This window comes from Pseudomonas sp. 7P_10.2_Bac1 (genome assembly GCF_025465935.1).
Lineage (GTDB): Bacteria > Pseudomonadota > Gammaproteobacteria > Pseudomonadales > Pseudomonadaceae > Aquipseudomonas.
Genome location: NZ_JANLNV010000092.1, coordinates 1 through 14,466 on the forward strand (window position 1 = coordinate 1; position 14,466 = coordinate 14,466).

General features: G+C 59.4%; 13 protein-coding genes. 11 read left to right on the forward strand and 2 right to left on the reverse strand.

Annotation, left to right across the window (positions count from 1 at the left end; translation table 11 throughout):
• Positions 1–289 precede the first annotated feature (289 nt).
• A complete protein-coding gene (locus NTD86_RS22760; RefSeq protein WP_262205639.1) occupies positions 290–883 on the reverse strand; it encodes a nitroreductase family protein in 594 nt (197 codons plus the stop codon).
• A 156-nt stretch (positions 884–1,039) separates the two neighbouring features.
• On the opposite strand from NTD86_RS22760, the gene NTD86_RS22765 reads away from it, so the two are divergent.
• From NTD86_RS22765 to NTD86_RS22805, 9 genes are all read left to right on the forward strand, one after another.
• On the forward strand, positions 1,040–1,489 hold the full coding sequence (locus NTD86_RS22765; RefSeq protein WP_262205641.1) for a YcgN family cysteine cluster protein: 450 nt from the start codon (positions 1,040–1,042) through the stop codon (positions 1,487–1,489).
• 27 nt (positions 1,490–1,516) lie between these two features.
• Entirely contained in the window at positions 1,517–2,749 is a 1,233-nt protein-coding gene (locus NTD86_RS22770; RefSeq protein ID WP_262205643.1) for a hypothetical protein, read from the forward strand.
• 119 nt (positions 2,750–2,868) lie between these two features.
• Positions 2,869–3,873 (forward strand): RHS repeat-associated core domain-containing protein, encoded by a 1,005-nt coding sequence (locus tag NTD86_RS22775; RefSeq protein WP_262205644.1) that lies wholly within the window; start codon positions 2,869–2,871, stop codon positions 3,871–3,873.
• Between the two features lie 267 nt (positions 3,874–4,140).
• Positions 4,141–4,230, forward strand: a complete 90-nt coding sequence (gene kdpF / locus NTD86_RS22780; protein WP_048368646.1) for a K(+)-transporting ATPase subunit F — start codon at positions 4,141–4,143, stop codon at positions 4,228–4,230.
• Between the two features lie 8 nt (positions 4,231–4,238).
• The gene (gene kdpA, locus NTD86_RS22785; protein ID WP_262205645.1) at positions 4,239–5,933 is read left to right on the forward strand and encodes a potassium-transporting ATPase subunit KdpA; all 1,695 of its coding nucleotides are present in this window, start codon (positions 4,239–4,241) and stop codon (positions 5,931–5,933) included.
• A 10-nt stretch (positions 5,934–5,943) separates the two neighbouring features.
• Entirely contained in the window at positions 5,944–8,016 is a 2,073-nt protein-coding gene (gene kdpB / locus NTD86_RS22790) for a potassium-transporting ATPase subunit KdpB (protein WP_262205646.1), read from the forward strand.
• Positions 8,017–8,037: 21 nt separating this feature from the next.
• Positions 8,038–8,586: a potassium-transporting ATPase subunit KdpC gene (kdpC, locus tag NTD86_RS22795; RefSeq protein WP_262205647.1), complete on the forward strand. Its 549-nt coding sequence runs from the start codon at positions 8,038–8,040 to the stop codon at positions 8,584–8,586.
• Between the two features lie 105 nt (positions 8,587–8,691).
• Positions 8,692–11,358: a sensor histidine kinase gene (locus tag NTD86_RS22800; RefSeq protein ID WP_262205648.1), complete on the forward strand. Its 2,667-nt coding sequence runs from the start codon at positions 8,692–8,694 to the stop codon at positions 11,356–11,358.
• A gap of 36 nt (positions 11,359–11,394) precedes the next feature.
• Positions 11,395–12,081: a response regulator gene (locus NTD86_RS22805; protein WP_262205649.1), complete on the forward strand. Its 687-nt coding sequence runs from the start codon at positions 11,395–11,397 to the stop codon at positions 12,079–12,081.
• A gap of 4 nt (positions 12,082–12,085) precedes the next feature.
• Here the strand turns inward: NTD86_RS22805 and NTD86_RS22810 are convergent, their stop codons facing one another.
• A complete protein-coding gene (locus NTD86_RS22810) occupies positions 12,086–13,141 on the reverse strand; it encodes a patatin-like phospholipase family protein (protein ID WP_262205650.1) in 1,056 nt (351 codons plus the stop codon).
• A 168-nt stretch (positions 13,142–13,309) separates the two neighbouring features.
• Between NTD86_RS22810 and NTD86_RS22815 the strand changes: the two genes are divergently transcribed.
• Together NTD86_RS22815 and NTD86_RS22820 are read left to right on the forward strand one after the other, a co-directional pair.
• Positions 13,310–13,588: a hypothetical protein gene (locus tag NTD86_RS22815; protein WP_262205651.1), complete on the forward strand. Its 279-nt coding sequence runs from the start codon at positions 13,310–13,312 to the stop codon at positions 13,586–13,588.
• 28 nt (positions 13,589–13,616) lie between these two features.
• Positions 13,617–14,366: a CHAD domain-containing protein gene (locus NTD86_RS22820; RefSeq protein WP_262205652.1), complete on the forward strand. Its 750-nt coding sequence runs from the start codon at positions 13,617–13,619 to the stop codon at positions 14,364–14,366.
• Positions 14,367–14,466: the final 100 nt, after the last annotated feature.

Consider the following 14,466-nt stretch of genomic DNA (forward strand, 5'->3'; position numbering starts at 1 on the left):
ACACAAAACCTGCGCTCGGCCAGCAGGGTTTAATGGGGCCTTCAACATCAAGATCACAAACCAGATCAACAGCAACAGCAACGGCAACAGCCAGATCAACTGCCGGACAACCTGCTAGCCGAGCTGCCGTAGGCTGCGATCTTTTGATCTGGCTGTTGCTTTGGTTTTTGATCTGTCCGCCCCTTCAGGAGGCCGGAGCGAAACCCGTAGATCGGCGTTGCGCCTCCAATGGATAGGTACACCGACCCAATAAAAGCGCTTCGCGCCAGATCGCAGCCTATTGCCCCCTTTACAGGCTGAAATCCCCCTCAGCCACCAGCTTGCTCAAAGGCTCGCGCTGGCTTGGTACTTCCTTGGCTTGCAGGTAGTCCACCAGGCTCGCCTTATCGCCCAGTTTGCCAATGGCAACCATGGCCTGAACCGCATAACCCTCTGGGATTTTCAGTTCGGTGCGGGCGCGCTCGAAATCCAGGCCGCTCATGCCGTGGGTATGCCACCCGCTCAGGTGCGCTTGCAAGGCCAACTGGCCCCAAGCAGCGCCCGTGTCAAAAGCGTGGGTGGGTGCGGGTTTTTCTTCTGTACTGCCCGGTGCGGCGAAGGTGGTTTTCGACACAATCACCACCAGTGCCGCTGCGTGCTTGGCCCAACCCTGGTTGAATTCAATCAGCAGGCTGAGGTAGCGATCAAAATCCGGTGTACCGCGCAGGGCGAACAGGAAGCGCCAAGGCTGAGCGTTGTAAGCCGACGGCGCCCAGCGGGCCGCTTCGAAAAAGCTCAGCAGGGTGGGCTTGTCGATGGTCGCGTCGGTGAAGGCGCGCGGCGACCAGCGCTGGGTGAATTGCTCGTGAATCGGGTGTTCAGCAACGCGATTGGAGGTTGGCATTCGAATGTCCTGAGTGTTTTTGACCAGCAGCAAAACTACTGTCATGTCTGCAAGCTGACAAGTCTTGTTACGCCGTCAGTCACAAGCGCTTGGCCCGCGGCAGCTTGGGCACTAGACTGGCGGCCTTTTCCACTCCCTGATGTTGATGTTTGAGCCATGGCCGCAATCGTTAAACCCTTCTGGATCCGCAAAACCCTCGATCAACTCGATCAAGAGGAGTGGGAGTCGTTGTGCGACGGCTGTGGCCTGTGCTGCCTGCAAAAACTTGAGGATGATGAAGACAACAGCGTCTACTACACCCGTATCGCCTGCAAATTGCTCGACCTTAAGACCTGCCAATGCACTGACTATGCCAACCGCCGTGACAGCGTGCCGGATTGTATTCAGTTGTCGCCGGGCAAGGCTGAAGCATTCAAGTGGTTGCCCGCCACTTGCGGTTACCGACTGGTCAGCGAGCGCAAGGATCTGCCGCTCTGGCACCATTTGGTCTGCGGTGACCCGGACGCTGTGCACCATGAGCGCATCTCGCAATCCGGGCGCATGCTGGCCGAGGGCAGCGTGCCAGAAGACGACTGGGAAGATCATCTGATTTTTCGCGCCGGTTAAGTGCCGGAGCGGTGCAAAGGAGTGTTTATGCCGCGGCATTTAAAAGGGGCTTTGTGCCTACTGCTAGTGATAGCCAGCGGGCCGCTGTGGGCCGCTAAAAAAGTCGATCTGGATTACCACGTGCAACTGTTGCCGCAGAGCGATGAGGCGCAGGTGCGCGTGACTCTGGCCGAAGGTTCGGCGGTGCGCAGCCTGGACTTCGACCTGGGGGTGCCCGACAGTTACAGCGATTTCAAGGCGGACGGACAGTGGCAATTGACCCCGGACCCCGAGCACAGCCGTGGTCTGTGGCATCCGGGGCCGGGAAAGGCCAGCCTCACTTACCGCGTGCGGTTGAATCACTCACTCAAAAATGGCAGCTACGACACCCTTATGACCCCGACGTGGGCCTTGTTTCGCGGTGAGCAGTTGGTCCCGCCTGCGAGCCTTGATCAACAAGACGGCACCGAGCTGGTTTCGCGGCTGGAGTTTGAGTTGCCCAAGGGCTGGAAAAGTATTGAAACCGCATGGCCGCGTATCGGTAAAAACCGCTTTCGTATCGACGATGCATCACGCGTATTTGACCGGCCTACGGGCTGGATGCTCGCTGGCACGCTAGGCACCCGACGCACCACCCTGGGTGAAACCGAGGTGACTGTGTCGGCGCCAAAAGGGCAGGGTATGCACCGCATGGATGTCATCACCTTGCTGACGTTTGTGTGGCCACAAGTGCAAGCCGTGTTCCCGCGTAACCCTCCTAAAATGTTGATCGTGGGGGCGGCCAGCCCGATGTGGAAAGGCAGCACGGCAGATCACAACTCGATTTATCTCTACAGCGGCTTGCCACTGGTCAGCGAAAGTGGCAACAGCCCATTGTTGCGGGAAGTGGTGCAGGTGTTTGCCGGCATTAATGCTGAGCCAGGCCATGAGTGGATCGTAGACGGTCTCAGTGAGTACTACGCCATTGAACTGCTGCGCCGTGCGGGGGGCATGAGCGATGAGCGGTACCAGACCCTGCAGCATCGGCTCAATGCGGTTGGTAAAGGCGTCACACATTTGCGCGCAGCGACCGCTAACCAGGCGATGCAGGCCCGTGCGGTGACTGTGTTGCAGGCACTGGATCGCGAAATACGCCTGCAAACACACAACAAGCGCTCGCTGGATGACGTGAGCCGGGCGCTGATGCGCATGGACAAGGTCAATACGGCGTCGTTCATTCAGCTCAGCGAAAGTGTGCTAGGTGGGAATTCCAGTGTGCTGGACAGCCCATTGCTGCGCTAATGTGCGCATCGAATTGATATTGATTTACATGTTTGAGCATACAACCTAGTCATACTGTCAGGTGTCCCCATGCCATAACATGTTTTACGCTTCAGCTTCAATCACTGGAGTGTCAAATCATGACGGTTTCAATCATCAGCTTTAACTACGATCCCCTTGATCGCTGCACAGTTTGCGCGCGTTCGGGTGAGCCTGTTGGGTTGCGTTTCTATCAGAGAGATCAGTTGGTAACGGCCATTCAGGGCAACGTGTCCACTTCGCTGTTGCGTAATAATCATCAAGCGCTTGCACAGCTTGACTCTACAGGGACCGGCTTACTGGCAACCGACTTGTCCGGTTCTACCATAAGCCTTGTCAAGCCACTGCATCCGGTTAATAACGCTGTCTATAGCCCTTATGGTTATTCACGGTCTCTCGACAGTGGGGGGGCGCTGGTGGGGTTTAACGGCGAATTGCCTGAAGCCTTGATCGGCCATTATTTGTTGGGTAATGGTCATCGAGCTTATAACCCAGTATTGATGCGGTTTAACAGCCCGGATTCGCTGAGCCCCTTTTCGGAGGGCGGTATTAATGCCTACGCGTATTGTTCGGGTGACCCGGTCAATTGGCGGGATCCAACGGGGCATATTCGTTTTCCTGCAAAACTGTTGAGTGTTATTGGAGTGACGGCCTCAAGTGTGTCTAGTGACAATATCGGCCCATGGAAACAAGCTCTCAACCTTGTCAAAAAGTCATTGACAAGCAGTAAATCTGCCCCTGAGTCAATTGCATATAGCAGGAATCTCCTGAGTAATGGGCTCGACAAAGTCCCCAAAAATCAACCCTATGTCAAGCGGCTATACGAAACCAATGAGAACCTTATTTCACACGCAGATCAAAGTCTGAGTGTGCCTCACGCCCAAGCTTATCTGGGCGATGCGCACTCAGTAGTTGATGGGAATCTCTCTAACGCCGGTGCACATTCACGTTCAGCCGGGCGTTGGTTCTCAGAAACGACGGGGGCTCAACGTGTTGTGGGCACTGTCATGAATTTAGGTGGAGCTTTAATCGCGGGGGGCTTTGATCATCAACTACACATAACAGGCCGTTCGCTTCGAAAGGCAGCGGATAGCATTCGGGTATGAGTATTTGAAGTGTGCATGTTGCAAGTAGTTAAGGGCTATATAAGGTGGTTTAAAAGCAGGCGATGTATCCTTCTGGCTAAAAATTACTGGGCGTTTTGAAAAGGGATGTTCATTACGCCAAGGTATCCTACGTAGAGATAATTGCTTGCGATCCTTCATTCTTTACACCTTCTTTACGCCCCCGTACTCCTCTCGATCTCGATCCTTTACGCACACATTGAACACACTCTTCCTACACGCGGCACGTGCCGCTTTGGGAGAGTTGTCATGGGCGTTCTGGATGGGGTGTCCCTGCTGCTGGCAGTGGGGCTGTTCGTTTATCTGTTGGTTGCGCTGTTGCGCGCAGATCAGAACTAGGAGCGGATATGCACAGTTATGACTATGCGCTGATTCTGGCCTTCTTTGTTCTGGTGTTACTGCCAGCACCGTGGCTGGGGCGCTTTTATTACAAGGTGATGGAAGGTCAGCGGACCTGGATGACACCCGTATTGGGCCCGGTCGAAAACGTCTGCTATCGCATTGCCGGGGTCGACCCTGCCAGTGAACAAAGCTGGGTCAAATACACACTGGCGCTGCTGGCTTTCAACCTCGCAGGCTTTGTGATTCTGTTCGCGATCTTGCTGTTCCAGCAGTATCTGCCGCTCAACCCGCAACACTTGCCGGGGCAAGAGTGGACGCTGGCGTTCAACACGGCGGTGAGTTTTGTCACCAACACCAACTGGCAGAGTTACAGCGGCGAAGCTTCGCTCAGCTACCTCAGCCAAATGGTCGGCCTGACCGTGCAGAACTTTGTCAGTGCGGCCACCGGCCTTGCGGTACTGGTTGCGTTGTGTCGCGGTATCAGCCGGCGTTCAACTAAAACCCTGGGTAACTTCTGGGCGGACATGACCCGCGCCACGCTGTATGGCTTGTTGCCGTTGTGCCTGGTGCTGGCGGTGTTCCTGGTGTGGCAGGGGGTGCCGCAAACCTTTGCGCACTATGTCAACGCTGTGACGATGCAAGGTGTCGATCAGGTGATCCCGCTGGGCCCGGCTGCCAGCCAGATTGCGATCAAGCAATTGGGTACCAATGGCGGTGGTTTCTTCGGTGCCAACTCGGCGCACCCGTTCGAGAACCCGACCGCCTGGACCAACCTGTTCGAGCTGGTGTCGATCATTCTGATCCCGGTGGCGCTGGTGTTTACTTTCGGCCACTACGTCAAGGATCTGCGTCAAAGCCGGGCCATCATGGCCTGTATGCTGGCGTTGTTCCTGATCGGTGGCGGCACGGCGCTGTACACCGAATATCAGCCCAATCCGACGCTCAATAGCCCGCTGGTTGAGCACACCGCGCCTCAAGAAGGCAAGGAAGTGCGTTTCGGCACCACTGGCACCGTGCTCTGGACTGAAGCAACCACGGCGGCGTCCAACGGCTCGGTGAACGCCATGCATGACAGCCTCAACCCCATGAGCGGGATGGTGGCGCTGGTCAACATGATGGTCGGCGAAGTGATCTTCGGCGGTGTCGGCGCCGGGCTTTACGGGATGTTGCTCAACGTGCTGATTGCGGTGTTCCTGGCGGGCCTGATGATTGGCCGTACACCTGAATACCTGGGCAAAAAGCTACAAGCCAAAGAAGTGCAACTGTTGGTAGTGACCCTGCTGGTGATGCCAGTCGGCGTACTGGTGCTGGGCGCCATTGCTGCCGTATTGCCTAGCGCCGTGGCAGCCTTGAGCAACCCCGGCCCGCATGGGTTCAGCCAGATTTTGTACGCCTTTACCTCGGCCAGTGCCAACAACGGCTCGGCGTTTGGCGGGCTCAGTGGCAACACGCCGTTTTACAACCTGATGCTAAGCCTGGGCATGTTGCTCGGACGCTTCGGTTACATCCTTCCGGTGCTGGCCCTGGCGGGCAGCCTGGCGATGAAGAAAACCGCACCGGTTGGCCAGAACACTTTCCCGACCCACGGCCCGTTGTTCGTAGCACTGCTGACCGTGACCATCCTGCTGGTAGGCGGCCTGACCTTCTTGCCGACGCTGGCATTGGGCCCAATCGCCGAACAACTGACTATGGGCTTGTGAGGAGACGATCATGACTATGCCTGCTCCTGTATCAAAACTGACCCCGACACCTGACAACAAGGCGCCCGAGTCCCCCAAAACCGCGTTTGCCGACCTGTGGCGCCCGGCGTTGCTGCAAGCCTTCGTCAAGCTCGACCCGCGCCAGCTCAAACGCTCGCCGGTGATGCTGGTGGTGGAACTGACCGCCATTTTCACCTCGATATTGTGCTTCATGCCCGAAGCGTTGGTGCCGACCGGCGTGGCAGTGCAAATCGCCCTCTGGCTGTGGTTCACGGTGTTGTTCGCCAACTTTGCTGAAGCCCTGGCCGAAGGTCGCGGTAAAGCCCGCGCCGACAGCCTCAAGGCCGGTAGCGAAGGCTTGAGCGCTCGCCGCCGGACCACGGCTGGCAGCTTTGAAATCGTGCCGGCAACCCGTCTGCGCAAAGGCGACGTGGTGCGTGTCGAAGCCGGAGAGATGATCCCCAGTGACGGCGAAGTGATCGAAGGCATTGCCGCGGTCAACGAAGCGGCGATCACCGGCGAATCGGCCCCGGTGATTCGTGAGTCGGGCGGTGATCGCTCGGCAGTCACCGGTAATACCCGACTGGTGTCGGACTGGCTGCTGGTGCGCATCAGCACTAACCCCGGCGAGTCGACCCTGGACCGCATGATTGCTCTGGTTGAAGGCGCTAAACGGCAGAAAACCCCGAACGAAATTGCTCTGGATATTCTGCTGATCGGCCTGACGTTGATCTTTTTGATCGTGGTCGTGACCCTGCAACCGTTTGCCTACTTTGCCGGGGGCAGCCTGCCGCTGGTGTTTCTTGTGGCGCTGTTAGTCACGCTGATCCCGACCACCATTGGCGGTTTGCTGTCCGCCATTGGTATTGCCGGCATGGATCGTCTGGTGCGTCTTAACGTGATCGCCAAATCGGGCCGTGCGGTCGAAGCAGCGGGTGACGTGCACGTGTTGATGCTCGACAAGACTGGCACCATCACCTTTGGTAACCGTCGTTGCGCGGCCCTGTATGCATCACCCGGCGTGACCGCCAAAGAACTGGCTGAAGGCGCGCTGCGTGCATCGTTGGCAGACGACACGGCTGAAGGCAAGTCCATCGTCGAATTCATTCGCGGCTTGCACGCGTTCACTGAGCCTGAGGCGTCGCAAATCACCGCCGTGCCGTTTACCGCTGAAACACGCTTGTCGGGTATCGACTACAACGGCCGGGTGTACCGCAAGGGTGCGGTGGATTCTGTACTGGCGTTTGTCGGTATGAAACGTCACGAGGTGCTGCCTGCGTTGTCCCGTGAAATCGACAAAATTGCACAAAGTGGCGGCACCCCGTTGCTGGTTTGTGCCCAGGGTCGGTTGCTTGGCGCGATCCACCTCAAGGACGTGGTCAAGCCGGGTATTCGTGAGCGTTTTGCCGAACTGCGCAAGCTGGGCATTCGTACCGTGATGGTCACCGGTGACAACCCGTTGACCGCCGCCGCCATTGCCGCCGAAGCCGGGGTGGATGACGTACTGGCCGAGGCCACGCCCGAGAAAAAACTGGCGCGCATTCGTCACGAACAAAACGATGGCCGCCTGGTTGCGATGTGCGGTGACGGCGCCAACGACGCCCCGGCGCTGGCGCAGGCCGACGTAGGCATGGCGATGAACGACGGCACCCAGGCGGCGCGTGAAGCGGCCAACATGGTTGACCTCGACAGCGATCCGACCAAGCTGCTGGACGTGGTGCAAATCGGTAAAGAACTGTTGGTGACCCGGGGTGCGCTGACCACCTTTTCGATCGCCAACGACGTGGCCAAGTACTTTGCCATCCTGCCCGCACTGTTTGCCTCGATCTACCCGCAATTGGGCGTGCTCAACATCATGCACCTGGCCAGCCCGCAGAGCGCGATTCTCTCGGCTATCGTGTTTAACGCCCTGATCATTGTGGTGCTGATCCCGCTGGCTCTGCGCGGGGTGCGGGTACAGGCGGCGAGCGCTGCGCATCTGCTGCGTCGCAACTTGCTGATCTATGGCGTGGGTGGGCTGGTGGTGCCGTTTATTGGCATCAAGCTGATCGACATGCTGCTCACTGCGCTGCACCTGGTTTAAGCGATTTCAGAGGATTTGATCATGGCTAATGTATTGCGTCCGGCCCTGAGCCTGATGGTGTTGATGACCCTCATTACCGGCGTGGCGTACCCACTGGCCGTCACCGGGATCGCCCAGGCGGTGTTCCCTCAGCAAGCCAACGGCAGCCTGGTGCGCGACAGCGCAGGGCAGGTGAAAGGCTCGGCTTTGATCGCTCAGGACTTTACTGGCGACGACTGGTTCCACCCGCGGCCCTCGGCGGGCGCGTTTGCCACGGTGTCCAGTTCGGCCAGTAACCTGGCGCCGAGCAACCCGGCCCTGGCCACGCGGGTCAAGGACAGTGCCGCACAGCTTGCCGTGCCGGATCAAGGCCCGGTGCCGATGGCCATGCTGACCACCTCGGGCAGCGGCCTGGACCCGCACTTGCCACCCGAAGCCATACGCTATCAACTGGTACGGGTTGCAGCGGCGCGGCACTTGCCGGTACAAACGGTTGAACAGTTGGTTGAAAAACATATCGAACAACCGTTGGTAGGGCCGCCGGTGGTTAACGTTCTGTTGTTGAACCAAGCGCTGGCGCAGTTGCAATAAATCTCCCGCGTAGGAGCGAGCTTGCCTCGCGATCTTTTGATCTTTAAAAGATCGAGAAGCCAGCTCGCTCCTATAAGGTCTGTAGGTATTCACCAGGACAAATCCATGAGCCATTCCGGTCGCGCCGATGCGCTGTTAGCTGACTTGCCACGCGCTGGCCGTGGGCGGCTCAAAGTGTTTTTGGGCGCAGCGCCCGGGGTTGGCAAGACATACGCGATGCTGCAAGCCGCTCACACTCAATTGCGCCAAGGGGTCACACTGCTGGCCGGGGTGGTTGAAACCCATGGTCGCGCTGAGACCGAGGTGTTACTCAACGGTTTGCCGCAACTGGCCATGCTGCGCTCGGAGTATCGCGGGGTGCAGCTTGAAGAGATGGACCTCGACGGCCTGCTCGCCGCCAAGCCCAAGCTTGCACTGGTCGATGAACTGGCCCACACCAATGCCCCCGGCAGTCGTCACGCCAAACGCTGGCAAGACGTGCAGGAATTGCTGGCGGCGGGCATTGACGTGTACACCACGGTCAACGTCCAGCACCTTGAAAGCCTTAACGATCAGATACGCGGCATCACCGGAGTGCAGGTGCGCGAAACCGTGCCCGACTGGATCGTCCAGGAAGCGTATGACCTGCTGCTGATTGACCTGCCGCCGCGCGAACTGCTGGAGCGGCTACGCGAAGGCAAGGTCTATGTGCCCGAACAGGCGCGGGCGGCGATTGATGCGTTTTTTTCACAGACCAACCTCAACGCCCTGCGCGAATTGGCGATGCAGACCGCCGCCGTGTATGTCGATGACGAACTGGACAAAGGCTACCGCCAGCAAGGGCAATCGGCTCCGGCGCTGCGCGGGCGGCTGCTGGTGGGGGTCGATGGCGATGTGCATGCCGAACGCCTGGTACGCCACGCCAGCCGGGTCGCCGAGCGGCGGCATCTGCCCTGGAGCCTGGTGCATGTGGATAACGGCACGGTGCGCGATGAACAATCACGCCTGCGTCTGCAAAGCGCCCAGCAATTGGCTGAGCGGCTGGGGGGCGAGGTGGTGTTGCTGCGCGCTGGCGAGGTGGCCAAGACCTTGATTCAACACGCCAGCGAACGCCGGGCCAGCCTATTGCTGGTGGGCCAGTCGCGCCTGACCTGGCGTCGCCGCGTGTTGGGTGGCGGGCTGGCTGCGCGCTTACTGCGCGATGCCCATGGCCTGGAAATCAACGTGCTCGATCACGAGCAATCGCCCGCGCCGGTGGTGACCCATGGCAAGCACACGCTGGTGTGGTTTGACTATGGCCTGGCGCTGGTGGCCACGGTGCTGGCCAGCGCCTTGGCCTGGGGCGTTTCCAGCGTACTGGCGTTGCCCAACATCTCGCTGGTGTTTCTGGCGGCGGTGTTGCTGGTGGCGGTGCGCAGCAGCCTCGGGCCGGCGTTGGCCTGTGCGGCGATGTCATTTCTGGCCTATGACTTTCTGTTCATTCCGCCGAATTTCTCGTTCAGCATCCAGCGCGAAGAAGACGTGCTCACGCTGTTGTTTTTTCTGCTGATGGCGGCCCTCACCGGCAACCTGGCCGCGCGCCAACGTCGGCAACTGCAAGCCTTGCGCGACACCCAGGAAGAAACCACGCAGTTGCTCGACTTGTCGCGCAAGCTCACCGCTGCCACTGACCGTCAGGCGGTCATCAATGCCGCGGCCCAGCATTTGAGCGGCTGGAAAGAACTCAACATGTGCCTGCTCAAACGCGATGACAACGGTGACTGGACCATCGAAACCGGCGACCCTGTGCATTTCAACGAGGCAGAGCGCGCCGCCGCCGACTGGGCCTGGGCGCACCTTCAACCGGCAGGTAAAGGCACAGGCACGTTGCCCATGGGCAATTGGTGGTGGTGGCCGATCACCGCCGAAGAAGGGCCATTGGCTTTGCTCGGCGTAAGCCCCAGAGACGGGCAAACCCTCAGTGGTCAACGTCGGCGCCTGTTGATGGCGTTGAGTCAGCCGCTGGCACAGGCGCTGGCCCGTGCCAGGTTGGCACAAGACCTTGAGGCCGCGCGGCTGCACGGTGAGACCGAACAACTGCGCAGCGCCTTGCTGGCGTCGGTGTCCCATGACTTGCGCACCCCGTTGACCACCATGCGCGGCAGCATCGACACGTTGCTGGCGCTTGGGGAAGCGATCCCGTTGGAGGATCGGCGTGAACTGCTTGAAGGCACCCGCGATGAAGCCGAGCGTCTGGATCGCTACATCCAGAACCTGCTGGACATGACCCGCCTGGGCCACGGTGCCTTGAAACTGGCCCGTGACTGGGTGTCACCCGCCGATATCGTGGGCAGCGCCCTCAATCGGCTGCGTGCTGTGCTGGCGCCGTTGCAGGTGCAAGTCGATGTGCCGCCGCAGTTGCCGTTGTTGCATGTGCACGCAGCGCTGATCGAGCAGGCGTTGGTCAATGTGCTGGAAAACGCCGCACGTTTTTCACCGGTCCATGGGCAACTGCGCCTGAGCGCCGGGGCGCATGAAGGTGAGTTGTGGTTTGCGGTGAGCGATCAAGGGCCTGGGATACCCGAAGAAGAACGCGCCAAGATCTTCGACATGTTCTACACCGCCGCCCGTGGCGATCGCGGCGGACAGGGCACCGGGCTCGGCCTGGCGATCTGCCTGGGTATGGTCGGCGCCCATGGCGGGCGCATCACTGTGGGTGAAGGCATCGAAGGGCAGGGCACCTGCATCACCTTGTATCTGCCATTGCGCGATCAACCGGCAATGGATCAGGAAGAGGCGGAGCGTGAAGACTGATACTCTTTGGCCATACTTTTGCTGCGATGAACTGCCATGAGCCAGCCTGCGACGATTTTGGTCATTGATGACGAGCCTCAGATTCGCAAGTTTTTGCGCATCAGTCTGGTTTCACAGGGCTACACCGTCCTTGAGGCGGCCACCGGCGCTGACGGGCTGAGCCTGGCCGCCTTGAACAAACCGGACGTGATGGTGCTCGACCTGGGCTTGCCGGACATGGACGGCCAACAGGTGTTGCGCGAGTTTCGCGAGTGGTCGGGTGCACCGGTGCTGGTGCTGTCGGTACGCGCCAGCGAGGCGCAAAAGGTCCAGGCGCTGGATGGCGGTGCCAATGACTACGTAACCAAGCCCTTTGGTATTCAAGAATTTTTGGCGCGCATCCGTGCCTTGCTGCGACAGGCGCCCGGCGGGGAAGCCCAGCACGCGGCGGTGCAGTTGGGCCCTCTAACCATCGACCTGGCGTTTCGCCGGGTGGTGCTGGACGGCGTGCAAGTGGCCCTGACTCGCAAGGAGTTCGCAGTGCTGGCACAACTGGCGCGGCATCCGGGGCGGGTGATTACTCAGCAGCAATTGCTCAAGGATATCTGGGGCCCGACCCATGTCGAAAACAGCCACTACCTGCGCATTGTGGTCGGGCATTTGCGGCAAAAACTGGCCGATGACCCCACAGCCCCGCGCTTTATTGCGACAGAGGCGGGCGTGGGGTATCGGTTAATAAACTGAGTCGTTACTGCGAACGTTGGTCCGCTTCATAGCGGTCCAGGGTGTCTTTGGCAATCTCCCGGCCCAGTGCGATCAGTTCGGCGGCCTTGTAAAACTCGAAGAAACGGCACACCCGCTTCGGCACGTTGATCAGAATGTCCGGTGGGTAACCGGCGATTTTGTATTGCGCCAAAGAGGTCTGCATCACCTCGAAACTCTGGTTGATCAAATCCAGCAGGGAAGCCGGGCCGACGTTGTCGATGATCACCGAGCCTGTTGCCGACTTGGGGGCTGCATCCTGGTGGGCGGAGACAGCCGGGCGGGGAGTCGGGGCCGCCGATTCGAGCCAGGGTTCTAGCGGGTCGTCCGGTGCTGGCTCGCCTGCCGGGTTGAGCAGCTCCTGCTCGAGGTCGAGCAGGCGCTCGGCCTGCCGCGTGCGAAAGGGAATGTGCGAGCCCAGCGAACTCATCAGGCTGTTAAAGCGCCCTTTGAACGCCGCCGGACGCTGTATCACCGGGAGCTGATATTGGGTTTGCGTGTTGGAGTTCAGGTTGACGGCAATGATCAGGTCGCAATGGCTGGACACCACCGGAACGATGGGCAGCGGGTTTAACAGGCCTCCGTCGACCAGCATGCGCTGGCCTTGCATCACTGGGGTGAACAGGCTGGGAATGGCGGCAGAGGCGCGCATGGCCTGGTGTAGGCAGCCTTCTTGAAACCAGATTTCCTGCTGATGGGTCAGGTCGGTGGCGACGGCGGTGTAGGGGATGCGCAGCTCTTCAATGTTGATCTCGCCGACAATGTTGCGAATTTGCCCGAAGACTTTTTCGCCGCGTATGGCCCCGAGCCGAAAGCTCACATCCACCAGGCGCAGTACATCCAGGTAGTCCAGGCTTTGAATCCAGTCGCGATACTGATCGAGCTTGCCAGCGGCGTAAATCCCGCCGATCACCGCGCCCATCGAGCAACCGGCGATGCAGGCAATCTCGTAGCCACGGCTTTCGAGTTCTTCAATGACTCCGATATGGGCGTAACCCCGTGCGCCTCCGGAGCCCAGCACCAGTGCAATACGTTTTTTCATGAGCCGGTCCCATGCAAGACAAGTGTTCACAATGCCTTTTTGTATCGTGTCGCGACAACCCAAACCGATTCTGCCAGCTAGTCTTGCTCAATGATCAGTCGCGCGGGGCACTTTTAGATCAGTTGCCCGTCTTAGCATGCATTGAACATCAAAGTGAGGATTTGCCCCATGAAAGCTTGGATCTGTGTGCCATTAATGGCTGTAGCTCTGGTCGGTTGCGCAGGCAAGAAGGTCTATCGTGATACGTGCGGTACGCAACTGGATGCGGCCTGGCACGAACTGGATCTGGCCAAGGCAGAAGGTTTTGCCGGCACGGTCAGTTACTCCAAGGCATTGTCCTTGCTGACGGCAGCGAAAACTCAGCAACAGTTCGAGGCGTTTGAAGGCTGCACGGCCAAGGCCGAGAAAGCGCGTTTCTATATTCAAGAGTCCCGCGCCGGGCGTTAAGGCGCCACTGTGACGGGGGAGAGAAAGGATGTCTGATTTAGTTAACCGGATTGTGGCCAATTGCTTGCGCCTGGAGGTCAGGTTGCTGGCCTGTCAGGCCCGCTTGCAGGCCGAAACCGATCCTGAGGCATTGCATGACCTGCGCACGATAGTTCGTCGTCTGCGCAGCCTGCTGCGTCCGCTGCGCGGTTTGCCGGGCGTGGTCCAGCTCGAAATGTCGGCCTCCCAGGTCGGTGTTTTGACCACCCCGCTGCGTGACCTTGAAGTGTTGGCAGCGCACCTGGAGCAACACGGGCACCCGACACTGGCCAAGCGTCGGCTGAGCCAGTTGGCGGGCAGTTACCCGCAGGTCGCGGCCAGCACTGAGCTGTCGCAATTGCTGATGATTCTGGAGGCTTTTCCTCGCTTCTTGCGCGCCAGCGAGCGCGAAGGCCTGCTGCGCGGGTTACGCCCGCGTGTCGAGGACATTCTGGCCAAGCAATGGCAGGCACTGCGCAAAGCGTTGAAGGATCCGGCGCACGACCGGCACAAGGTCAGGTTGTTGATCAAGCGTGTGCGCTATGGCGCCGAAGCCTACCCGCAGCTGGACCGCGTCCCCAAGGCGGTGATGAAGCGTCTCAAGGAGGCGCAAAAAGCTCTGGGTGAATGGCATGACGCCTGGCAATGGTTGGCTCAGGCCGAACAACATCCCGACTTGCAGCCGTGCGTAGAGCAATGGCGCAAGACCCTGGTCCGAGGCGAGAAGCGTGCCGACCGGGTGCTGGCCAAGTTGCGCTGAAGGCTTTGCACACCTCGCAGGAACTGCCGCCCCGACCACACAGTGCCGCGCTGTGCCTCGGGGCTGCGTATTTGTGCGTTTCACTGCTTGTTTTGGCGCA